We start from the raw sequence: 22536 nt of genomic DNA, 5'->3' as shown, positions 1-22536 counted from the left end.
CTATAGGCATTGGCAAATGCTTTTTGATGGAGATATTCCAATGAACCCAATGATACGACTAGGTTTTTGCGTTGCTATTTCTTTATGGGGTAGCAGTGCACTGGCGATAGAGCGCTACAACTCGACCACGCTTGCCTGCGAAAATGTCCGGCAAATCCTGCGAGACCAGGGGGCTGCCGTTCTACGCTATCCCTCGAAGCGGGTGCCGGGCATGGCGCTTTATGATCGCTACGTTCGCAACACCAATTCCTGTTCGCCAGGCGAGTATGCCGAACGCGCCACAGTACCGACACGCGACAACCCTGCCTGCCCGGTGCTGAACTGCAAACCGGTGGACAACCTGCAGGACGGCTTTATCCGCTTCGTTCCGCATTACTCCCTCTGAGCGACAAGCAGCCCGTGGATAAGCCCGCAAGACGGCGATAATCGCGCAAGGCAGCGCGATTATCGTTGGTGCAGCTTGGTATCAGGCGGCGGTGGGGGAGCGATGGGCAATATGACTGGCGTGGTAGACCAGCGGATATTCCGCGACCAGCGCTCGGTTCATCACGACAGCGATGCCTGCCGCCTCGGCTTTTGCCGCCGCGTCATCATCGCGGACACCCAATTGACCCCAAATCGCTTTTGGTCGTCTCTCCAGCGCCAGGGCTTCATCCACCACCTCACTGAGGGATTCCGAGCGGCGAAACACATCGATGAGATCGATCGGCACCCCTATATCGGCAAGGCGTGCATGCACAGGGCGACCAAGAATCGTGGTGCCAGCAAGCGCCGGATTCACGGGGAAGACCTGATAGCCCTTGCCGAGCAAAAAACCGAGCACCCAATGGCTGGGCCGGTCATCGCGTGCGGACGCTCCAACCAGCGCGACGGTGTGGGTGCGCGCCAGAATCTTGCAGAGATAGTCATCGGAATAATGGTCGTGGTTCATGGCTTATCCTTCCCGGCTTGACAGCCGTTTCTCCAGACAATCCGTCCCTAAAACCTGTCGCTTAAAAGTGGGCAGCGGTTTTGCGATGACGACATGCAGCAAAACAAAAATTCAAAGCATGAAAAGCTACCCTGAAGATATGCTTTGCTCTCGTGCTGTCGTTTGTCTTTTCAGGAAAACCGGGCTCCACTCTTCCTAAGGCAAACTCTAGGTCCCGGTCGCAGGATAGCAAATTTGGCTTAACTGTTTGCAAAGACGTAAAGTCCCGCAATGACACATTACGCGCTCCCATTCGCGCCATCATTTCCCGATTAAGTAACCTTTCTTTGCACAACCATCCCTCTGCCGACCCAGAATCGGAAACGCCGAATACAACCCTTGAGATAAAGACGCACCAATACCCCTCCACCTCCAGAGGAGACAGTGAAGCGGTCGTCATGTTATCGCTATCATTAGTATGCTCTTTTTAAGGGAATTTTCAAGCTTGATGTGATAACCATCACATCAATGAAGTCTAATGCCTTTATGTTCACTTAATATTCTTTTTTTGTTCACTTGCATTTTAGCACTCTCAAACATTGAATTCCCTAATGATTACAAGTAGTTTTAGGCAAAAATTATTTTACTTATAATGCCGCTAGACGCACTAGAATTTAAATCGATTTGATTGTCGATCAACCCACTTGCGTAAGCCTGCGTTAACGCAATAGCCTCGGGTTACGTATGTCAGAGTTAAGTTTATACTACTCTTGATTGAAAATTAATTATCTAGAAACAAGGCGAAATAACAGAGTGGCTTGTCTCAAAACGAAGCAACCACCTCATGTCTTCTCCAGGAGGAAGCAGGCATCAAACACGGAGCTCCCCGCCCTCGTCCGAGAGGAAAAAGACAAGCGCGCCTCATAGCGTCATAGAGCAGTTGGCGAGTTCAGCATGACCGCCCAGCCGATTGCACCACGGAAAAGGCCGAAATCCAGACAAGACGGCAAAGTATTTTGCGGTAAAATAATACCACACATCTAATCCTCTGTTTTCTATGGATTTTTCGAACTCCGCCATCAAGCAACCATCCTTGACCGAACCCGGCACCGCGACTATAAAGCCGGCAGCTTGCGGCCCTATGGACCGCATTCTTTTTGTGCGTGTGAAAGCGCACAAGACAAGCAACAAGAAACGCCCGACCGGCCGTTAACGGCTGAAAGGGTCCAAAAGAAAGTTGAACCTCATGTCTACCTTCGTTCAGAAGCCTGCAGAGGTGGAGAAGAAGTGGGTCATCATCGACGCCGAAGGGCTCGTTGTTGGTCGCCTCGCCACCGTGATCGCCACCTATCTGCGTGGCAAGCACAAGGTCACGTACACTCCCCACGTCGATGATGGCGACAATGTCATCGTCATCAATGCCGAAAAGGTTGTCCTGACCGGCAAGAAATACACCGACAAGACCTATTACTGGCACACCGGCTATCCGGGTGGCATCAAGGAACGCACGGCGCGCCAGATCATCGAAGGCCGCTTCCCGGAGCGCGTTCTTGAAAAGGCTGTCGAGCGCATGATTCCCCGCGGTCCGCTTGGCCGTCGCCAGATGAAGAACCTGCGCGTTTACGCCGGGTCCGCCCACCCCCACGAAGCCCAGCAGCCTGTCGCTCTCGACGTGGCCAAGCTGAACAGCAAGAACGTAAGGAGCGCCTAAGTATGGCTGACCTCTCTTCCCTGAAGGATCTCGGCACTGCGCAGGAAGCTTCGGCTCCCGTTCACGTCCGTAAGGTCGACGCTCAAGGCCGCGCTTACGCGACTGGCAAGCGCAAGAACGCAATTGCCCGCGTCTGGGTCAAGCCCGGCACTGGCAAGATCACGGTCAATGGCCGCGATTTCCCGGTTTACTTCGCCCGTCCGGTTCTGCAGATGATTCTGCAGCAGCCTGTCGTTGCTGCTGCTCGCACCGGTCAGTTCGACGTTATCGCCACCGTGACCGGTGGTGGTCTGTCCGGCCAGGCTGGCGCTGTGCGTCACGGCATTTCCAAGGCACTCACCTACTTCGAACCGGGCCTGCGCTCGGTTCTGAAGAAGGGTGGCTTCCTGACCCGCGATAGCCGCGTTGTTGAACGTAAGAAGTACGGCAAGGCAAAAGCTCGCCGGTCCTTCCAGTTCTCCAAGCGCTAATCGCGCTTCTGGAATTTTACATTGGAAAAGCGGGGCTTCGGCTCCGCTTTTTTTATGATCGATCATCAATTTGAATTTGTCTATTTCGGCTGAAGGAGCAAATTGACAACACGCCATGCCTCAACCCAACAGAGAGTCGCCCGTGATGTCCGGTTTTGCCAAACTGCCTTCTCCCCCTTACTACGTCGTCTGTTTTTCCTCGGTCAGAACCGAAGTCAGCAATGGCTACGATGACATGGCAGAGGCCATGGTGACGCTTGCCAGCCAGCAGCCAGGCTTTCTCGGTGTGGAATCCGCCCGCGATGCGACCGGGTTCGGCATAACCAATTCCTACTGGAGCGATGAAGACTCGATCCGGGCCTGGAAAAAGGTCGTGGATCATCTGGCAGCGCAAAACCAGGGCCGTGCGGAATGGTATAGCCGCTATGAGGTGCGCGTGGCAAAAGTGGAGCGGTCCTACAGCTTTGCGAAAGCCTGACACAGCAAGGATTACCGATTGCCACTGGCTTCAGTTTGACCGGTGACGCAGGCGGAACCTTGGAATTGAAGATGATAAAACGGCCTTACAATATTTGCATCGTGGAGCCGAAAGGCTTCGGACACTCGAAAGCCTTCGAGGAAGTCGCCGAGGCCCTCGACTATTCCTTGAAAGAATTGGGGTATCCGACGGCCCTTTCAGTCAACAGAGTGACCGACGACACCGTCAACATCATCTTTGGGGCGCATCTCCTCCCCTTGCAGGACCTTCACAGCCTTCATCCGAGCACGATCATCGTCAATGCCGAACCGCTATCTGCAACTTCAGAACGGACACGTGAGCGGGTTCTCATCTGCCTCAATGCCGGTTTGGAAATCTGGGATTACAGTCCCGCAAATATCGAGATCCTCAACCGAATCGGTGGGCGGCCCGTCAAATATCTGCAATTGGGCTTTCAGAAAGAACTGGACCGTATAGCGCCTGCACCGGTGCGGGATATCGACGTGCTTTTTTATGGCTCCATGAATGAACGTCGCGCAGAGATTCTCTACGGCTTGCAAGCCCGAGGGCTTGTCATCGAGCATCTGTTCGATGTGTATGGACGCGAGCGCGATGCCTGGATCGCCAGGTCCAAAGTGGTTTTGAACATGCATCTGCTGGAATCGCAGATTTTCGAAGTCGTGCGGGTGTTCTATCTGCTCATCAATGGCGTGGCCGTCGTCGGCGAAGTGAATGGACCGGAAACGCTGATTGATGAGCGGTTTGCGCAGGGCATCGTCGCCGCACCCTATGGTGATCTGATCGACGTTACGGAACAGCTGGTGCGTGATGCTGCCAGGCTCGAGAAACAACGCATCCTGGCCCGCGACGCCATCAAGCGTCATCCGCAAGTGACCTTCACCCAACAGCTTCTTTGATGTCTGATGGTAGAAATGGACGGCCTACAGGTTTACGAAAGCCAGCTGCGCCATGGTCACAGCCCTTACCGTCATGCACCGAGCGTGCATCACGGCCTCGTAACAGCTGGTCGGTGACATGAGTTCTGAAAAATACAATATCTGCATCGTGAGGCCTGACGGCTTCATACACTCCATGGCTTTCGTGGAAGTCGCTGAGGCACTGGGCTATTCGCTGCGAGCGCTGGGGCATCAGTCGATGGTGAATTTTAACGCCTTCGCGCATGACGCAATCAACATCATTTTCGGCGCCCATCTGCTGACGCCCCAAGATATAGCCGATCTCAAGCCAAACACGATCATCGTCAATGCCGAACCGCTCTCGGCGATTGATGCGCCGGTACGTGAGCGCATTCTCACCTGGCTTGAGACCGGATTGGAAATCTGGGATTATAGCCGGGCCAATATCGAAATCCTGAGCCAGATCGGCGGACGGCCAGCCAAATATCTGCAATTGGGCTTCCAGAAGGAACTGGATCGCATTACGCCCGCGCCGCGCCAGGATATCGACGTGCTGTTCTATGGCTCGATGAACGACCGGCGTGCCGCCATCATCGATGGTTTGCGCGACAGGGGCCTTGCCGTCAAGCGCATGTTCAACGCCTATGGGCGCGACCGTGACATTTGGATCGCCCGTTCCAAAACCGTATTGAACATGCATTTTTTCGACGCACAGATTTTCGAGGTCGTGCGGGTCTTTTATCTCCTCAGCAACGGCGTGCCTGTTGTCGGTGAGGTCAACGGACAGGCGACACACATCGAGGAGCGATTTGCGCAGGGCATCGTTGCCGCAACCTATGACAATCTCATCGATGTCACGGAAAAGCTGGTGCGCGACCCGGAAAGGCTCGCACGGCAGCGCATCATCGCCCGCGACGCCATCACGCCCTATCCACAGACGGCGTTCACGCAAATGCTGCTTTGACTGAGGCCGAGGCCTCTATAGGATTGCCGCATCGAACAGCTGACGCGGATCAAATACCTTGGCAGATAAATCCATAGACCACGCCTTCACGGCAACCGATCTCACATCGGCAGCCACCGACCCGACCTATGCCGGGGTGCTCTCCTTCATGCGCAGGCGCTATACCAAACTGCTGGATGGGGTGGACACCGCGGTCTGGGGCATTCCCTTCGATGCCGCCACCTCCAACCGGCCAGGCGCCCGATTCGGGCCACAGGCGATTCGACGTGCCTCAGCCATTTTCGACAATGACCCGCAATATCCGTTCGAGCGCGACCTGTTCGCGGCCATGCCCACCGTGGATTACGGCGATTGCCGTCTGGACTATGGCAACCATTGGGAAACACCAGCGACCATTGAAAAGGAAGCGGCCGATATTCTCTCAAAGGCGAATTTCCTGCTGACGCTTGGCGGCGACCATTTCATCACCTGGCCTCTGCTGAAGGCCCATGTCGCCAAACATGGCCCTCTGGCGCTGGTGCAATTCGATGCCCATCAGGACACCTGGTTCGATGACGGAAACCGGATCGACCATGGTTCCTTCGTCGGGCGGGCGGTGCGCGAGGGCCTGATCGTCCCGTCCCGTTCGATCCAGATTGGCATCCGCACCCATGCGCCTGACGATTGCGGCATCCGCATGCTCTACGGTCATCAGGTGGAGGAGATGCGCGCTGCCGAGATCGCAGCGCTGATCCTCGAACATACGGCGGGCCAACCCGCTTATCTCACCTTCGACATCGATTGCCTCGACCCTGCTTTTGCCCCCGGCACCGGCACGCCGGTCGCAGGTGGACCATCCAGCGCAAAAATCCTCTCAGTTCTGCAAAACCTTCATCCGCTCGACATAAGAGGAGCCGATATAGTCGAGGTGGCACCCGCCTATGACCATGCTGATATCACTGCCATTGCGGGGGCAACGGTGGCGATGTATATGCTGGGTCTGCGCGCTGAACGACTGGCGCGATCTGGTTGATAAACTGATTCAAGCAATTCAGGATTTGAATCCGCAAAAGCGGGCAATTCCCTGAAAAGAGAGGGTAAAATGACAGCGAAAATCTTCATTGACGGCGAACACGGCACCACCGGCCTGCAAATCCGCAGCCGCATGGCCGACCGCCGCGATGTGGAGTTGCTGTCGATTCCGCAAGAGCAACGCCGCAATGCCGCCCTGCGCGAGGATCTGCTCAACAGTGCCGATATCGCCATTCTGTGCCTGCCCGACGATGCCTCGAAAGAGGCCGTGTCGATGCTGGCTGGCAACAACAATGTGCGGATCATCGATACGTCCACCGCTTTCCGCGTTGCCCAGGACTGGACCTATGGTTTTGCCGAAATGGACAAAGCCCAGGGCGACAAGATCCGCTCGGCCCGCTGCGTTGCCAATCCCGGTTGCTACCCGACGGGCGCTATCGCGCTGATCCGGCCGCTTCGGGCTGCTGGCATCTTGCCGGACGGCTATCCGGTCTCGGTCAATGCCGTGTCCGGCTATAGCGGCGGCGGCAAGCAGCTGATCGCGCAGATGGAGGACGAGAGCCATCCCGAGCATCTGACCGTCAACAACTATGTCTATGGCTTGAACCTCAAGCACAAGCATGTGCCAGAAATGAAGGCCCATGGCCTGCTAGATCGCGCCCCGCTGTTTTCGCCATCTGTCGGGCGCTTCCCGCAGGGCATGATCGTGCAGGTTCCGTTGTTCCTGGAGGATCTGGCCGATGGCGCGACCGTAGAAAGCATCCATGCGGCGCTTTCCGCCCATTACGCCGGGCAGGACATCGTCAAGGTCGTCGCCCTGGAAGACAGCGCCAAGCTCGGTCGCGTCGACGCCGAGGAACTGGTGGGCCAGGACACGATGAAGCTCTTCGCGTTCGGCAATCCGGGCACCGGCCATGTCAATCTCGTCGCCGTTCTGGACAATCTCGGCAAGGGTGCGTCCGGTGCAGCGGTTCAAAACATGGACCTGATGCTGTCGGCGTGATCGTTTGAACAACCTTTTGAAAGCCCCCGTCTTTCCTCCATCTCTGATGGAGACATGGGGGCTTTCGCATATCAGGCTAATCGCCGACACCCATAGCAGTCTCGTTTTCCGCGCCATGCAAGGTGAACGCCCGGTGGTTGCCAAAGCGCTGAAGCCAGAAGGCAGTGGTGAGCGGCCCGGCCTGGATTTTCTGCGCTGGCGGGACGGCAGTGGTGCCATCAAGCTCATTGCTCAGGCTGGCGACATCGCCCTGCTGGACGATGCGGGCGACCTGTTGCTGCGCCATCATCTTGGCAAGGTCGGAGACCCGGCAGCAACAGAGATCATCGTCAAGGTGCTGGTGCGCCTGCATGCGCCCTCGCACGCCCCTGTTCCCGATGCGCTGACGCCTCTACAGGCCCATTTCAACGCGCTGTTTGCGCTCGAAAAAACCATTTCGGACCCTGCTATCGCCGAGATCATCCATTGGACGGCAGCACTTGCCCGCAGCCTGCTTGCGGAGCAACAGGATATCAAACCGCTGCATGGCGACCTGCATCACGATAATGTCATCGGCGATGACGGTGGCAATTGGCTGGCCATCGATCCACAGGGCCTGCTGGGCGATCCGGCCTATGACGTCGCCAATGTGTTCGGCAATCCGCTGCACGCCCCAGATCTCGTTCTCGATCCCCGGCGCGCGATGGACCTCAGCCAGCGGTTTTCGGTGGCGCTGGGCTGTTCGCCGCGCAAAATCCTCAGCTATGCCGCAGCTCATTCGGGTCTCTCCTGCGCCTGGACACTGAGCCGTCCACTGACCGCATCCGGCAATGCCAATCTTGCCGAGCGACTTGGCTTTGCCCGGCTTGCCCGGTCCATACTTGCTGAACAGTTTGTCGACTGATCCGCCTCTCGTGCTGGTTGCCGCCACGGCGTATATTCCGGCCATATGTTCAGGAGCAAGCCATGACCGATAGCCGTCTTCCCGTTTATTTCATCCCTCATGGCGGCGGGCCATGGCCCTTCATGGATTTCCCGAAAGACGACCAGGGCAAAGGCCCCTGGGACGATCTCGCGGCCTTTCTGCAAGGCCTGCCTGCCGATCTCGGCGTCACGCCGAAAGCCATTCTCATCGTCTCCGGCCATTGGGAAAAGGAACCGCAGGTCACCGTCAGCACAGCAGCAGCCCCCGGCATGCTTTATGATTACTACGGCTTTCCCGCCCATACCTATGAGATAACCTATCCCGCCAAGGGCGATCCGGCACTGGCCACCCATGTCCGCGACCTGCTGCAACAGGCAGGCATTGCCTCGGCTGAAGACGATACGCGCGGCTTCGATCACGGTGTCTTCATTCCGTTGATGGTCGCCTATCCAGATGCGGATGTGCCTGTCGTGATGTTGTCGCTGAAGAATACGCTGGATGCGGAAAGCCATCTGGAGATCGGCAAGGCCTTGCAATCGTTGCGCGATGACAATGTACTGATCATTGCATCCGGCATGAGCTACCATAATATGCAGATGTTTCGCCGCCGCGATGCCGACCACGAAGCCGTTGCCAAACGGTTCGATGACTGGCTGACGGCAGCGGTCGAACTGCCCGACCCGGATGCCCGTGCAGCCAAGCTCAGCCTCTGGGATCAAAACCCGGACGCGCTTGCCTGCCATGTGCCTGACCATGACCATCTTGTGCCGTTGTTTGTGGCCGCGGGGGCTGCGGGCACCGACAAGGGCGTGCGGACGTTCAACGGTCTGGCGCTGGGCAAGGCCTATTCAGGCTACAGGTTTGGGTAGCGGATAGGCACCATAGAAGCCGCGCAGATGCGCGACCGTAAAGCCGAGCAGGATCAGCGCACCGCCCTGATGGGCGAGCGCTGCATCCAGTGGCACCTGCAACAGCAGTGCAGAAATTCCCAGCACTGCCTGACAGCAGACGATGGCAAACAGCACGACGCTGCGGCGCGCATGGGTCGTTCCCGGTGCGGCCCGCAGCGACGAGACCATGTGATAGAGCGCCACCAGCAACACGGTATAGGCACCGATGCGGTGCACGAACTGCACCGTCTTCGGGTTTTCGAAGAAATTCAGCCAGACCGGCTGCTGAACCAGAAGATCGCCGGGGATCAGCGCCCCATCCATCAGCGGCCAGGTATTGTAGGACATGCCAGCATCCAGCCCTGCCACCAGCGCGCCAAGATAGATCTGGAACAGCACAAGGCAAAGAAGCGCAATCGCCCAATGCCTCGAATGCGCGGTCGGGGCCGGATCGGCGCTATGGCGGGCAAGGCCACGCATCACCCAGACACAGGCCGAAAAGATCAGACAGGCTGTAACCAAATGAGTTGCCAAGCGGTATTGGCTGACCTCGGTGCGTTCCGATAGCCCTGATGACACCATCCACCAGCCAATAAAACCCTGAAAGCCACCGAGCGCCAGGATGCCAACCAGAGGCCAGCGCAAACGTTTCTCGATCCGTCCTGTGGCCCAGAAAAACACCAGCGGCAGGGCAAAGATCACGCCGATGCTGCGGGCCAGGAAGCGATGCGCCCATTCCCACCAGAAAATCGTCTTGAACGCCTCGACCGTCATGCCCTTGTTGACCAGTTCATATTGCGGAATCTGCTGGTAGAGCTTGAACTCTTCCTCCCATTCCGCCGCGTTCAACGGGGGAATGACACCGTGGATCGGCTTCCACTGGGTAATCGACAAGCCCGAATTGGTTAGTCGGGTCGCGCCCCCGACCAGAACCAGGGCAAACAGCGCCAGAATCACCAGCCCAAGCCAGAGGCGAAGGGCGCGGCGGTTGCGGCTCTGACGGTCGAGGCCGGCTGCCGCCGGGACGGGTGAAGCGGTGCTGGCGATGGTCATCGGTCCAATCTCTCCATTCTACGGCATAATCCCGGTCCGAACGCTGTCTTGCGGGCGGAACGGGTGCATTCCAGTTGATTTGCATCAGCACCCGGTGCAAAACAAGGGCAGAAGGTTTGCGACATCGCGTCGCGTCCTGCAATCAGGGTCATAGCATGCCGGTCAGACTGCGCAAATTCATCGGGACGATTCTGATCGTCGTGCTTGTCATGCTTTACGCGGTGCTGGCCACCACCATTGCCACACTGACATTGGCACAGTCGCCCTGGTGGGTACATCTCACCTATTTCCTGCTGTCGGGCGTGGTCTGGATTCTGCCAGCCATGGCGATCATCAAATGGATGGCGGGTCCGGTTCGCAAATAATCCGCGCATTGCATAATCCTTAAATACAAACCGGATAAACTGGTGCTGCTTCGACAGGACCGGAGAATGCAGCGTGGCGATGATCGATCCGAAACGGCTGACTGAAACGGCCAGCGGTCAAACTTTTGTGGCAGATATCGTCGTGGACGTTCTGCCCGTGATGGAGCCGCTGGAGGCCGACTGGCGCTGTCTGGAGCGCAACAACCATCTGTCGCTGCATCAAGGTTACGACTGGTGCCGCGCCTGGGTGAAAACCCATGGCAATCCGCTGGCCATTCTGCATGGCAACAGCAACGGACGCAGCCTGTTCATCCTACCGCTGGAAATCACCCGTCACGCCATGGTCCGCAAGGCCAGTTTCATCGCCACCCGCTTCACCAATATCAATACCGGCCTGTTCGACCCGGCTTTTCTCCAGCAAATCGAGTCGGACACAGCCAAACAGTTGGGAAGGCAGATTGTCCAGGCAATGACCGGGCATGCCGATCTCGTTCATCTCGGCAATAGTCCGCTCTCCTGGCGTGGATTTACTCATCCGCTGGTCGGCCTACCGGCTGTCGAACATCAGAACCATGCCTTCCAACTGCCGCTTCTAGGCGACTTCGAACAGACGCTCTCCCAGATCAACGCCAAGCGGCGGCGCAAGAAATACCGCAATCAGGTCCGCAAGCTGGAAGCAAGCGGCGGCTTTGAGCATATTATTGCGTGCGGTGAGGAGCAGAAAGCCTGGCTGCTGGATCTGTTCTTCCGGCAAAAAGCCGTCCGCTTCGAAACCCTCGGTCTGCCGGACGTGTTTCAGGAGCCGGAGACACAGGCATTCTTCCAGTTGCTGCTGCAAAGCGAGGCAGGTGGATTGAACGTGCCACTGGAACTGCATGCACTGCGGTTGTCGGGCAGCCATCATAACGGCAAGATTGCCGCCATCGCCGGTCTTTCACGCAAGGGCGATCACGTTATCTGCCAGTTCGGCTCGATAGATGAAAGCATCGCCCCGGAGACCAGCCCCGGCGAATTGCTGTTCTGGCTGATGATTGAACAATGCTGCGCCGAGGGGGCCGCCCTGTTCGACTTCGGCCTCGGCGACCAGATCTACAAGCGAAGCTGGTGCCCTATGGAAACCGTGCAACACGATATTTTGCTGCCCGTGACCCCTCTGGGGCACCTCGCAGCCACAGCCGAGCGTAGCCTGACCCGCTCCAAGGCGTTCATCAAGGGGCATCCCCAACTCTATAGCGCGCTGCAAAAACTCCGCGCTCGTAGCGATGCGCAAGCACATGATCAGGGTAAGGAATGAAACCTGGAACCTGTCAGGGAAACCCGGGTTCCACCTTTCCTAAGGCAAAGTCTAAGCCACCCGCCGGTCCCCATCATCCGGTGGCACCGGGCTGTCGTCGCTCATCAGCACCAGATCACTATAGCCCACAGCTTCGAAGGAGGACATGATCTGTGCCAATTGCTTGCGGTCCGGATTGGGCGCGGAGAGAATGACTTCATGGTCCTGGGCCTTGCACAGGCCAACGACATTATCGGCGCTGGCCGGGCCGCATTCGATCAGGACCAGATCATAGACATCAGCAAGCGCTTCGACCACCATGGACAGGCGCTCGATGCCGCGCAGCGCCTGACGGATATCGCTATTGCCCTTCGGCACGATATGGGCGTTTGACAATCTGTCGGAATGGATGGTTTCGCCAAAGGTAACGTCGCCGCAGAGCAGATCGGTCACGCCGGGCAGATCGTTTCGCTCGGCCATCAGCGCTGTCGGATAGCCGGAGCCAGTCATGTCGATCAGGATCACCGTGCGTTCGGCTTTGGCCACAGCGCGTGCCAAAAGCACCGTTGCCGCTGAACCGTCATCGCCGGAAGGCGAGATGACCACTGCTTTGGAAATACCATGCCGCGTCAGATAACGCGCCACCGACGCGATTGAAAACTCATGATCGGCATCGGTAAAGGCCGCCCGATGCTGATCGCTTTCACTTTCAGTATCTGCCGGTGCGATGGGCGGGGTTTCCTTTTCGATCCGTTCGGCGGCTGCCGTCGCTGCGACAGCGGCAGCCGCCGTATCCAGTCTTGGCTTCTGCCTTGCAGGCGCGGCTACCGGTTCGTCAAAGGCAGGTTCACCGGTCCGGCGGCGAGGATATTCCTCCGCAAACCGCCCGCTGCGGTCTGGATCAACAGGGCCGACAGGCTTCAGCGCCCGGCCGCTGAACAGCTCCGCCAGCATGATGACGATCACGCTCAAAACCAGAGCCGCCATGGCGGCCACCACTGTTATTGGAAGAACCTTGGGGAAATTCGGCTCACTCGGCTCAGACGCACGGGAAATCACCCGGGCATCGGCAGGGCTGGCATTGCTGTCTAGCCGGCTGGTGGCTTCGCGGTAGCGGGCAAGATAGGTTTCCAGCAATTGCCGCTGGGCGCTCGCTTCCCGCTCCAATGCCGCAAGCCCAACCTGGCTGTCCCCGGCCTTGGCACTTTGTGCCTTAAGGGTGGTCAGCTGTCGGTCAAGCTCCGCTTCACGCATCCGAGCGACATTGGCCTCGGTTTCCAGACTGGAAACGACTTTTCTGGTCTCTTCGGCCAGTTGCTGGCGCAGATTTGCCAATTGTGCCCGCAGCGCCTTGATGCGCGGATGGCCATCCAGAAGACTGGTGGAGAGGTCGGAAATCTGTGCCTGTACCGCGGCTTCCGCCTGTTTCAATTGTTGCACGGCAGGAGAGGCCATGACGATATCGAGATTGTCGGTCGATCGCCCGGCCTTCAGCGACGCCTTGGCGTTTTCGGCCCGCGCCTGCGCACTGGCCCGGTCGGTGCGCACCCGCGCCAATTCCGTCGATATATCATTGAGCTGCTTGGAGGCGAATGTACCGCCCTCGCCGGTCGACAGCAGATCGGCGCTGCGGCGATAATCCGCGACTTTCTTTTCGGCGTCGGAAACCTTCTGACGCAGATTGGAAATTTCAGGTTCCAGCCAGCGGGCCGCATCCTCATTGCTATCAAGCTTGGCACCGCTCTGAATTGCCAGATAGACCTTGACCATTTCATTGGGAATGGCTGCGGCGAGCCGTGCATCCTTGGAGGAAAACTCGATGCCGATAACCCGCGACTTCTCCACCTGATAGACCTGAAGCTTTTCCAGGAAAGTACGGATCACCCGGTCTTCAGGCGCCAGATCGAGCGGGTTCTTTTTCAGATGCAGCATCACCATCAGATCCGACAGGGCTGAGGGATGCAGATCGGGATCGAATTCGGTTAATTCATAGAGCTTGAGATCCTTCACCACCTGCCGGATCAGATCCACCGAGCGGAACAATTGCACCTGACTGGCAATATTCAGCTCGTCCAGCACCGGTTCCGAGGCCGCCGATTTGGCGTTTTCCGCATCGTAATTGGGCGCACGCGGTTCAATCAGCACCGTGGTTTCGGCGCGGTAGGTTGGACGGATCATGCTGGCCCCGGCGAAGGCGACGCCTGCGGCCAGACAGGTGACAAGCAATACCCTGCCCTTTCGCTGCCAGACGGCGCGAAACAGCTGCAAGAGATCGATATCCACGTCCTGATGGGCGGCGACCGGCTGACCCGACATTCCATCCCTCCTTCAAATCTGTCCGGAGCGTAAACGAACATAGTAACTCAAGCGTTAACCGAGTGTGGTCATCGCGGTGATTGCAAGATAAGCTAGCGGGACTTGCGCTCTGATCTTTACACTCCCTTAACCATACTGGCCGATAAGAACATGATTATCTTCTATGGGAGCGTGCGCATGGTCACCGCCAAACAGATCTTGCTGGCTGTTGCCGTCACCCTGCTGGCGGTGCTTTCCAGCTGCGCCACCTATAAGCCAGCTTCGAAAGTCTTCCAGGAAGCGACGATCCAGCCCTACCGGCTGGATAGCGGCGACCGGTTGCGCATCACCGTGTTCGACCAGGCCAATCTGAGCAATACCTATACCGTAGACCAGGCCGGCTATATCGCCTTTCCGCTGATCGGTCAGGTCGCGGCGCGCGGCACCACCATGCCTCAGTTGGAAGGCACCATTGCCCAGCGGCTGCGCAAGGGCTATCTGCGCGATCCCGACGTCAGCATCGAGATCGACCGCTACCGCTCGATCTTCGTCATGGGCGAAGTCGGCCAACCGGGGCAATATTCCTATGTACCGGGCATGACGGTGCAGAATGCCATCGCGGTAGCTGGCGGGTTCACCAGCCGCGCCAACGAGCGCGACGTGGATGTCACCCGCAAGGTGAACGGCACCATCGCCACGGGCCGAGTGCCGATCACCGACCCGATCATCGCCGGTGACACGGTTTATGTGCGCGAACGGCTGTTCTGATGCCGGATGAAAATGGGCTGCGGATCATTCATTGTTTCCGCTCGCCAATTGGCGGCATTTTCCGGCATGTGCGCGATCTGGTCGAGCATCATGACGCGCTTGGCCATTCCGTCGGCATCATCTGCGACAGCAGCACGGGTGGCGCCCATGAGGACGCCCTGTTCGCAGAATTGCAGCCCCGCCTGAAACTCGGCCTTATTCGCCAGCCGATCCGGCGTGCCATTGGATTTGACGATATCAGCGCGGTGCGCTCCTGCTACCGGCATATAAAGAGCCTGAAACCCGATATACTGCATGGTCACGGCGCCAAAGGCGGCGCGCTCGCCCGCATCATTGGCACGGCCCTTCGCATGCAGGGATCAAAGGTTGTCCGCCTCTATTCACCGCATGGCGGTAGCCTGCATTATCGCCGCAACAGGCCAGTTGGCAGACTGATCTTTGCACTGGAAAAGCTGCTGGAACGCCAGACCGAAGCCATCGCCTTTGTCTGCGGCTTCGAGCAATGGTCCTACGGGCAAAAGGTGGGAAAGCCGAGTTGCGACTCCCGATTGATTTTGAACGGGATCAGCGAAAGCGAGTTTCGACCTGTGCCAATCCGTGACGCAGCCGTGGATTTCGTTTTCATCGGCATGTTGCGGGATCTGAAAGGCCCTGACGTCTTCATCAACGCCGTGCTGGAGGCTGAACGGCTGCTGGGTCGCCCGCTGACCGCCGCAGTCATCGGCGACGGCCCGGACCGTGACAGATACGAGCAGCAGATTCACCAGCGCGGCCTTGGGCTTCGCATGCAATTGCTGCCTGCCATGCGGGTCTCGGAGGCCTTTACCTTCAGCAATATTGTCGTCGTCCCCTCCAGGGCCGAATCCATGCCCTATATCGTGCTGGAGGCGATCGCCGCCGGAAAATCGGTGATTGCCAGCGCCGTTGGCGGCATTCCGGAGGCGCTCGGCAAAACCAGCGCCGCACTTGTTGCGCCCGACAATGTCGAGGAACTGGCCGCGACCATGGTGCAGGCCCTGACCCAGCCGGACTGGAAACAGGTTGTCATGCCGGACCCAACGCTCTTCCATGCGCGATTTTCAGCCTCTGCCATGGCCGCGCAAATGCTGGCGCTCTACCGCGATCATTCGGTTTGACAGCCGCCACGACCTGCATCATCGTGGGACGGGTCCTGCCAAAGCTAAAGGTTTTTTAGCACATTTGCGGTAATCCAACGTTGCAAAATGAATTGCCGCGATGAGGACGCTAGAGACTTTGGATGTAGCAAAGCTCCGTCAAAAACTGAAGGAAGAGGCTGAACAGACCCGCGCAAGCGGCTCTTCATCGTCTCCAACGGTCGAATTGTCGCCACTCGCCAGCCGGGTGGCGGAGCAATTACGCCGTGCCAATCGCTCGCCAAGCATCATGCTCGGGCAGTTCGGTCTGCTGGAATTTTCCTGGCTGATCGCCACCAGCCTGATTTCCGGCTGGCTGACGATGGACGGACCGATTGACACTCTCCTGCACATTGGTGCCTTTGGCGCCCTTGGTGCGGTGGTTTTTATCCTGTTCACGCAATTTGCCGATGGCTACCAGATATACACACTCCGCCGTCCGTTCCGCTCGGTGAAGCGGGCCCTGACCAGCTGGTGTTTGGTTGTCGCCTTGATGGTCGGCATCCACTTCGCCTGGAATGCCCAGCTGTTTAGCGCCAGCTGGCTGGCGACCTGGGCGGCAACCTCTGCCCTGTTTCTCCTGCTGGAACGCTATGGCATGGCATTGGCCATTCGCAGCTGGACCCGCAACGGCATCATCGAGCGACGCGCCGTGGTGGTCGGCGGAGGGGAGCCTGCCAAACAATTGATCCGCACGCTGGAAAGCCAGCAGGATAACGATATCCGTATCTGCGGTATTTTTGATGATCGTCAAGGCGACCGGTCCCCTAACATCGTCGCGGGCTATCCCAAGCTCGGCACCGTTGCCGAACTGGTGGCTTTTGCGCGCGAAACACGGATCGACATGCTGATCATCGCCCTGCCGATCAGCGCAGAAGCGCGTATTCTGGAATTGCTGAAACTACTTTGGGTCCTGCCGGTGGATATCCGGCTGGCAGCCCATTCCAACAGCCTCAGATTCAGACCCCGCGCCTATTCCCATGTCGGCGACCTGCCGATGCTGGATCTGGTCGACAAGCCGATCCGTGACTGGGACCAGGTTGCCAAACGTGCCTTTGACATCATTTTCAGTCTGGCGGCACTCGCCGTCTTCTGGCCGGTCATGGTTCTGGCTGCCATCGCCATCAAATCCACGTCGAAAGGGCCGGTGCTCTTCGTGCAGAAGCGCCATGGCTTCAACAATGAGGTCATCAAAGTCCTGAAATTCCGCTCGATGTATACGGAAATGAGCGACCCGACCGCCAAACTGGCCGTCACCAAGAACGACCCGCGCGTCACGCCCGTCGGCCGCTGGCTGCGCAAATCCTCGATGGATGAATTGCCGCAACTGTTCAATGTATTGCGTGGCGATCTTTCGCTGGTCGGGCCGCGCCCGCATGCGGTCATGGCGCAAACCCGCAACCGCCATTACAGCGAAATCGTCGAAAGCTATTTCGCCCGCCACCGGGTCAAGCCCGGTGTCACCGGTTGGGCGCAGATCAAGGGCTGGCGTGGCGAGATCGATACCGACGACAAGATCAAGGGCAGAACCGCCCATGACCTCTATTATATCGAAAACTGGTCGCTGCTGTTTGACCTGAAAATCCTGTTGATGACGCCGATCAGCCTGTTCAACACGGAAAACGCTTATTGAGCGCGGTCAGCCACCATCGCAGCCCGCCTTTCCGGCCAGGCTTTGCGGCCATAACGCTGACGGGATCGGCGCTGGTCGGTTTTGGCGTCTTTCTGCTCGGCTTCGTGTTCATGGAGCCAGCCCCTTACGAATTGTTCATGGCGGCGCAGATTCCCCTGTGGTTCCTGCTGGGTCTGAAGATTTCCCGCAGCGTCGCACCGCTTCTGGCGCTGATGCTCACCTTCAATGTCGGCGGCATGATCTCGCTGACGACAATGACGGACCTCGATCAAGGCCCCCTCTATGTTGCCGTCTCGACCTTCCTGGCCGTGACCTCAGTGTTTTATGCGGCCATCGTCGAGGAGCGGCATCAACGGCTGCGGTTGATTTTCAATGCCTGGGTTCTTGCCGCAGTCGCCACGTCCCTTCTGGGTATTCTGGGCTATTTTCACGCCTTTCCGGGCGCTGAAATGTTTACGCGTTATGACCGGGCCATGGGGGCTTTTCAGGACCCCAATGTGTTTGGGCCGTTTCTGATCGCTCCATCGCTCTATCTCATCCATGGGCTTTTGACTGGCCGGCTGTTGGACGCACCGTGGAAGATCCTTTGCCTGCTGATCCTCGCACTTGGGGTGTTCCTGTCGTTTTCACGGGCGGCCTGGGCGCTTTTCCTGTTTAGCGCCATTGCCATGGTGCTGATCCTGCTGATCAAGGAGCGCAGCAGTGCCTTCCGCCTGAAGATTGTGCTGCTGGCGCTGACGGCTGCCATCGCTCTCGTTGTGGCGCTGACCGTCGCTCTGCAATTCCAGCAGGTGCGCGACCTGTTTTCCAGCCGCACCCAGCTTGTGCAGGACTATGATGGCGGCCATCTCGGTCGCTTCGAGCGTCACAAAATCGGCTTTCTGATGTCGATGGAAAAGCCACTCGGGATCGGCCCCATGGTGTTCAGCAAGATCTTTCCAGAGGATGAGCACAATATCTGGCTGAAAACCCTGACATCCTATGGGTGGCTCGGCTTTGTCTGTTTTATCACCATGCTGATCTGGAGCATTTGCTTCGGCTTCAAATGTCTGCTCTATGACCGCCCTTGGCAACCCTATCTGATGATTGCGTGGATCGTGCTGATCGGCCACGCCCTGATCGGCAATGTCATCGATATCGATCACTGGCGACATGTGTACCTGCTGTTCGGAATCCTTTGGGGATGCAGAGCACTGGAAATCAATTGGCAAAGACACAGATGAACATCGGGGGAAGCGTTTGGTGGAGGAAAACGTGACGGATGGCCAGGAAATTGCCGGTGGGCAGCGTCTGCGAATCTTGCAGGTGCTGGAACCGAGCGGCGGTGGCTCCGGCCGTCATTTCATCGATCTTTGTGCAGGCCTCGCTGCCTGCGGCCAGACGGTGACCGCCGTCTATTCTCCGTTGAGAGCCGAGAGCCGGTTCGTTGCCGAATTGCTGGCGCTGCCGCTACACGAGATCATCGCGCTAGACATGCATCGTGCGGTCGGCCCCTGGGATCTCGCCTCCTATCGGGCGCTGCGGCGGCTGATCCGCGACAAAGGCCCATTCGACATCGTGCATGGCCACAGTTCCAAAGCAGGCGCGCTGACCCGGCTGGCAACCCTGCCCGGGCGCAATCCACCGGTGCTTTACACGCCCCACGCCTTCCGCACCATGGACCCGACGCTCGGCTCCAAAGGCCGCCTGGTCTATGGCGGCGTAGAACGGCTGCTTGGACGATTTTTCAGCGACCGGGTGATTTGCGTTTCGCCGGACGAATATCATCATGCCGTGGCGCTGGGTATTCCAGCCCGAACCCTCCGCATTGTCGCCAATGGCGTCAAATATCCGCCCGGCGACGGGCGCTCGGAAACACGCACACGCTTCGGTATTGCCCATGAGCAACTGGTTTTCGGTTTCATCGGCAGGCTTGTGGCCCAGAAAGCCCCGGAGCGGTTAATCCGCGCCTTTGCCAGCATTGCAGACCTGATGCCCCAGGCCCGGCTGGTGATGATCGGCAGCGGCGAGCGGGAAGCGGAACTGCGCGCCATGATCCAGACCCTTGGCCTTGACGGCAAGGCCCAGATCCGTAGCGATATAAGTGGACATGACGCCATCCAGGCCTTTGACATCCTGGTTGCTCCGAGCCGATACGAGGCCATGTCCTATGCGATGCTGGAAGCCGCAGCCGGTGGCCTTCCCCTCGTTTTGACATCCGTGGGCGGAACGAGCGTCGTGCTGGAAAATGGTGTCAACGGCTTTGCCGTTCCCAATAGCGATGAGATCAAGCCGCTTGCAGACGCCATGGCCGCTTTTCGCGATCCCCTGACGCGGGCACAGCTTACGGCTGGCGCCTTGAGCCGCCGTAACAATTATCGGCTTGAAAAAATGGTGGCCGAAACATTGGCGATCTACCGGGACCTACTGCCGCAAACCACGCCATGCCCGATGATCAAACACGAAACTGACAGCAGACTTCGAACGACCGGGGATCACACGACCTTGCGGCTCGCCAATCAGATTGGCGAATGATCCAGGGAGACTGGCAGGTATTTTTTCACACGCATGGAACAATTTCTCTTCTGTCGCATTAAGCAGCGCGTTCAGCCGAAACAGTTGGCGGACGGACAGAAGAGGGACAGCATGAACCGCACAAACGGTCTTTACTTGATCATCGGCGCACTGGTCGTCATCGTGGTTGGCCTCGGGGCCTATGCCTATCACGAGGAAACCAAGCCCAAGGGCGTTGAACTCAGCATTGGCAAAGACGGCGTCGCCGTCGAACAGAAATAATCTCCAGCCCGCGCGTTTGCCTTACAGAGCTGTGCGTTTTAAAACGCACAGCTCTGTAAGGCTTTATAATTCATGCGTAATTTTCAAGTGCAGGCAAATCACGCGACCTTGCGTTTGCCTTCTGTCCCGTCAAGACCCCAGCTTTCCACCAGTAGGGATGGCAAATGCAGGTCGCCAGGTAGCATATAGGGCATTGCCTGCCCCTCACCCGCCTTGATCGGCAGACCATGTCCCAGGCCATCCATTACGGCATATTCCACCTTGATCGCACCGTCTTCGTCATGCCAGACATAGCCGTCGTTCCGGCCATAGGCCACGGGCTTTGCCTTGCCGTCCAGCAAGCCATGCACGGCAAGCCATTGGATGACCAGCGCATCGGCATTCTTCTGATGGACGACATTGTCATCCCTACCCTGCCAGATCGAAATCCTTGGCCAGTCCCGACCTTCGGGCGCGGCCTGATAGACCAGTTGCGCCCATTCATCCGGGGCTTTGGCCACACCGTTATGCATGATGTTCAAGGCATTCATTGCATCGCGCGCACCACCAACCGGCAACCCGGCAACCACCGCACCCGCCTTGAAGATATCGGGATAGGCGGCAAGAGCCGCGGCAGCCAGCGCCCCACCGGCCGACAGGCCCATGATGAAAACATTGTCGGTGCTGAGGCCATGAGCCTCGACCATGGTGTCAATCATCTGGCGGATCGAGCCAGTCTCGCCGCGATCACGGGCAACAGCACTCGGGCGAAACCAGTTAAAACACCCATTCGGATTGTTGGAGTTGCGCTGTTCGGGGTAAAGCAGCGCGAAACCATGCTGACGCGCCAGACGGCTCCAGCCGCTGCCGTCATCGAAATCCTTGGCCGTCTGCCCACAGCCGTGCAGCACGACCACCAGCGGCGCGCGCGGCGGCAAGCCGGGAGGCACATAGGTCATCATCCGCAAATGTCCGGGATTACTACCGAAGCTGGTGTTTTCAACAAGGCGCGGCTGGGCGGGCTTTCTTGGTTTCGGCGCGACCTTTTCGCGCGGCGTGGCACTCTCAACCAGATCCACAAATGCCTTTTGTAATTTTTTTTGGCGGCGAACCATGGCGGCCACCGATTTTGGAACATTCAATCGCATCGCATCTGCCTTCCTGACGGCTGCATTCTCTCGTCTGCTTCACAAGCCGCCAATACTTCTGGCCCTCAGAAACTCATGGTGAATATCGTCTCATGCTAATCTCGAAGGTTATGAGGACCAACGACAAGGCATATTGCTGCACTGCACCCAATATAAGGCAGAGACCGGACTTTATCGATACCAGTGCAGCACCATTTGGCGCTTTTGCAGCCTGTTCAATCTCTTCAAAGCCCAGAAAATCTGAGAATAGCCCTTAGAATATAGATGGTTACAGAAAAATCTGCCTATTATGTGCACCGCAAAAAAAGCATTATACATTATAAACATAAAACTCTTGAGATTAGCTTACGCCCTGAATGGAATACGCGAGCACAAAGCCGCAGCCTCTCCCCAAAATAAAAGGGCTTCAGCAAACCTGAGTGCAAGGCGCTGTAACGCTGAAAATAGGCATATGGTTTGAAGAGAGGCAATCACCCAAAATTGGGGGAGTGATTGAAATAAATGGTCGGGACGGCAGGATTTGAACCTGCGACCCCTTGACCCCCAGTCAAGTGCGCTACCGGGCTGCGCTACGCCCCGACCCGCTCCTAAGAGCAAGATGCCTATAGGTTTTCTGCCTTTGGCGCGCAAGCGAAAAATGCGGCTGAAATAATAAAAATCAGAACAAAAAGACATCAAATGCAAACAGCGGGACAAAAAGTCCCACGGATGTTCTGCTTTTGTGCACGCTTCGACAAGACAATCCAGCCCTTTCTTGACTTCAAAATAAAACGGAACGTAATGAGAACATCGACACCAACATTTACGCCCTTACCCGCCTGATAATGGAAAAAAT

The 22536-nt window shown here is 57.6% G+C and carries 23 protein-coding genes and 1 tRNA gene; 18 read left to right on the top strand and 6 right to left on the bottom strand.

Annotated elements, in window-relative coordinates:
• Positions 1–40 precede the first annotated feature (40 nt).
• On the top strand, positions 41–385 hold the full coding sequence (locus AVI_RS06580) for a hypothetical protein (RefSeq protein WP_322267438.1): 345 nt from the start codon (positions 41–43) through the stop codon (positions 383–385).
• Between the two features lie 81 nt (positions 386–466).
• Here the strand turns inward: AVI_RS06580 and AVI_RS06575 are convergent, their stop codons facing one another.
• Both AVI_RS06575 and AVI_RS31030 read right to left on the bottom strand, forming a co-directional pair.
• The gene (locus tag AVI_RS06575; RefSeq protein WP_015915630.1) at positions 467–931 is read right to left on the bottom strand and encodes a CoA-binding protein; all 465 of its coding nucleotides are present in this window, start codon (positions 929–931) and stop codon (positions 467–469) included.
• A 900-nt stretch (positions 932–1831) separates the two neighbouring features.
• Positions 1832–1990 (bottom strand): hypothetical protein, encoded by a 159-nt coding sequence (locus AVI_RS31030; RefSeq protein WP_156597737.1) that lies wholly within the window; start codon positions 1988–1990, stop codon positions 1832–1834.
• Positions 1991–2156: 166 nt separating this feature from the next.
• Here AVI_RS31030 and rplM point away from each other — a divergent pair, with 166 nt between their 5' ends.
• The 9 genes from rplM (at position 2157) to AVI_RS06530 (ending at position 9237) form a co-directional block, all read left to right on the top strand.
• Entirely contained in the window at positions 2157–2621 is a 465-nt protein-coding gene (gene rplM / locus AVI_RS06570; RefSeq protein ID WP_015915628.1) for a 50S ribosomal protein L13, read from the top strand.
• A gap of 2 nt (positions 2622–2623) precedes the next feature.
• Complete coding sequence (gene rpsI, locus AVI_RS06565) at positions 2624–3091, top strand: 30S ribosomal protein S9 (RefSeq protein ID WP_015915627.1); 468 nt, start codon at positions 2624–2626, stop codon at positions 3089–3091.
• A gap of 145 nt (positions 3092–3236) precedes the next feature.
• Positions 3237–3569 carry an antibiotic biosynthesis monooxygenase family protein gene (locus tag AVI_RS06560; protein WP_041696434.1) on the top strand — a complete coding sequence of 111 codons (333 nt, stop codon included), beginning with the start codon at positions 3237–3239 and terminating at the stop codon, positions 3567–3569.
• 71 nt (positions 3570–3640) lie between these two features.
• Entirely contained in the window at positions 3641–4486 is an 846-nt protein-coding gene (locus AVI_RS06555; protein ID WP_015915625.1) for a CgeB family protein, read from the top strand.
• Between the two features lie 118 nt (positions 4487–4604).
• Positions 4605–5450 carry a hypothetical protein gene (locus AVI_RS06550; RefSeq protein WP_015915624.1) on the top strand — a complete coding sequence of 282 codons (846 nt, stop codon included), beginning with the start codon at positions 4605–4607 and terminating at the stop codon, positions 5448–5450.
• Positions 5451–5508: 58 nt separating this feature from the next.
• Complete coding sequence (gene speB, locus AVI_RS06545) at positions 5509–6462, top strand: agmatinase (RefSeq protein ID WP_015915623.1); 954 nt, start codon at positions 5509–5511, stop codon at positions 6460–6462.
• Between the two features lie 69 nt (positions 6463–6531).
• Positions 6532–7464, top strand: a complete 933-nt coding sequence (gene argC, locus AVI_RS06540) for an N-acetyl-gamma-glutamyl-phosphate reductase (RefSeq protein WP_015915622.1) — start codon at positions 6532–6534, stop codon at positions 7462–7464.
• A gap of 4 nt (positions 7465–7468) precedes the next feature.
• Positions 7469–8347 (top strand): aminoglycoside phosphotransferase family protein, encoded by an 879-nt coding sequence (locus AVI_RS06535; protein ID WP_139192374.1) that lies wholly within the window; start codon positions 7469–7471, stop codon positions 8345–8347.
• A 62-nt stretch (positions 8348–8409) separates the two neighbouring features.
• Positions 8410–9237 (top strand): DODA-type extradiol aromatic ring-opening family dioxygenase, encoded by an 828-nt coding sequence (locus tag AVI_RS06530; protein WP_015915620.1) that lies wholly within the window; start codon positions 8410–8412, stop codon positions 9235–9237.
• On the opposite strand, the gene AVI_RS06525 is transcribed toward AVI_RS06530, so the two are convergent.
• Positions 9217–10311 (bottom strand): COX15/CtaA family protein, encoded by a 1095-nt coding sequence (locus AVI_RS06525; protein ID WP_015915619.1) that lies wholly within the window; start codon positions 10309–10311, stop codon positions 9217–9219. The genes AVI_RS06530 and AVI_RS06525 overlap by 21 nt on opposite strands.
• A 155-nt stretch (positions 10312–10466) precedes the next feature.
• Between AVI_RS06525 and AVI_RS06520 the strand changes: the two genes are divergently transcribed.
• Both AVI_RS06520 and AVI_RS06515 read left to right on the top strand, forming a co-directional pair.
• Positions 10467–10676: a DUF2842 domain-containing protein gene (locus tag AVI_RS06520; protein WP_041696430.1), complete on the top strand. Its 210-nt coding sequence runs from the start codon at positions 10467–10469 to the stop codon at positions 10674–10676.
• 79 nt (positions 10677–10755) lie between these two features.
• Positions 10756–11970, top strand: a complete 1215-nt coding sequence (locus tag AVI_RS06515) for a GNAT family N-acetyltransferase (RefSeq protein ID WP_015915617.1) — start codon at positions 10756–10758, stop codon at positions 11968–11970.
• Between the two features lie 51 nt (positions 11971–12021).
• Here the strand turns inward: AVI_RS06515 and AVI_RS06510 are convergent, their stop codons facing one another.
• Positions 12022–14265: a GumC family protein gene (locus AVI_RS06510; protein WP_015915616.1), complete on the bottom strand. Its 2244-nt coding sequence runs from the start codon at positions 14263–14265 to the stop codon at positions 12022–12024.
• A 177-nt stretch (positions 14266–14442) separates the two neighbouring features.
• Here AVI_RS06510 and AVI_RS06505 point away from each other — a divergent pair, with 177 nt between their 5' ends.
• From AVI_RS06505 to AVI_RS31025, 6 genes are all read left to right on the top strand, one after another.
• Positions 14443–15012: a polysaccharide biosynthesis/export family protein gene (locus AVI_RS06505; RefSeq protein ID WP_015915615.1), complete on the top strand. Its 570-nt coding sequence runs from the start codon at positions 14443–14445 to the stop codon at positions 15010–15012.
• Positions 15012–16148: a glycosyltransferase family 4 protein gene (locus AVI_RS06500; RefSeq protein ID WP_015915614.1), complete on the top strand. Its 1137-nt coding sequence runs from the start codon at positions 15012–15014 to the stop codon at positions 16146–16148. The genes AVI_RS06505 and AVI_RS06500 overlap by 1 nt, the downstream gene beginning before the upstream one ends.
• 100 nt (positions 16149–16248) lie before the next feature.
• Entirely contained in the window at positions 16249–17799 is a 1551-nt protein-coding gene (locus AVI_RS06495) for an undecaprenyl-phosphate glucose phosphotransferase (RefSeq protein WP_015915613.1), read from the top strand.
• Positions 17796–19022, top strand: a complete 1227-nt coding sequence (locus tag AVI_RS06490) for an O-antigen ligase family protein (protein ID WP_015915612.1) — start codon at positions 17796–17798, stop codon at positions 19020–19022. The genes AVI_RS06495 and AVI_RS06490 overlap by 4 nt, the downstream gene beginning before the upstream one ends.
• A 31-nt stretch (positions 19023–19053) precedes the next feature.
• Positions 19054–20313: a glycosyltransferase gene (locus AVI_RS06485; RefSeq protein WP_015915611.1), complete on the top strand. Its 1260-nt coding sequence runs from the start codon at positions 19054–19056 to the stop codon at positions 20311–20313.
• Positions 20314–20424: 111 nt separating this feature from the next.
• On the top strand, positions 20425–20574 hold the full coding sequence (locus tag AVI_RS31025) for a hypothetical protein (RefSeq protein WP_015915610.1): 150 nt from the start codon (positions 20425–20427) through the stop codon (positions 20572–20574).
• Positions 20575–20672: 98 nt separating this feature from the next.
• On the opposite strand, the gene AVI_RS06475 is transcribed toward AVI_RS31025, so the two are convergent.
• Together AVI_RS06475 and AVI_RS06470 are read right to left on the bottom strand one after the other, a co-directional pair.
• A complete protein-coding gene (locus AVI_RS06475) occupies positions 20673–21701 on the bottom strand; it encodes an extracellular catalytic domain type 1 short-chain-length polyhydroxyalkanoate depolymerase (protein ID WP_015915609.1) in 1029 nt (342 codons plus the stop codon).
• 502 nt (positions 21702–22203) lie between these two features.
• A tRNA-Pro gene (locus AVI_RS06470) sits at positions 22204–22280 on the bottom strand.
• Positions 22281–22536: the final 256 nt, after the last annotated feature.

The organism is Allorhizobium ampelinum S4 (assembly GCF_000016285.1).
GTDB lineage: Bacteria > Pseudomonadota > Alphaproteobacteria > Rhizobiales > Rhizobiaceae > Allorhizobium > Allorhizobium ampelinum.
This window is presented reverse-complemented; position numbering and strand designations above follow the sequence as displayed.